Below are 280 nucleotides of genomic sequence, written 5' to 3' on the forward strand. Positions count from 1 at the left end.
CCACATCTTCAATCCCGAAAACCGCAACAACGTGAACAAACCCAACGCAGACTCTAAAAAACATATGAAGCTCCCGACGATCCATCAATTCTACATCTCCATCGTCGCCAAATCAATAAAAAAAAGCAGCCTGAAACCCGGCGTGTATCCGCTGTGTTTTTTTTTATATTTCAGATGGTGGCTTTCGGTATTAGTGTTTGTGTCGTGGGCTAGGTTTTTTGTTTAAGTGTCTTCGTTTTTGTGGTTGTTTTTTAGCGTTTTGTGGTGTTATATCGGTATT

1 protein-coding gene is annotated in these 280 nt (G+C 40.7%); it reads left to right on the forward strand.

From position 1 onward, the window contains the following. Window positions 1-226: hypothetical protein (locus ACCD05_RS31830; RefSeq protein ID WP_413397665.1), on the forward strand; the 226-nt coding region annotated here is incomplete at its 5' end. Between the last annotated feature and the right edge of the window lie 54 nt (window positions 227-280).

It is taken from the genome of Rhizobium sp. Rhizsp42 (genome assembly GCF_047304155.1).
Classification (GTDB): Bacteria; Pseudomonadota; Alphaproteobacteria; order Rhizobiales; family Rhizobiaceae; genus Rhizobium.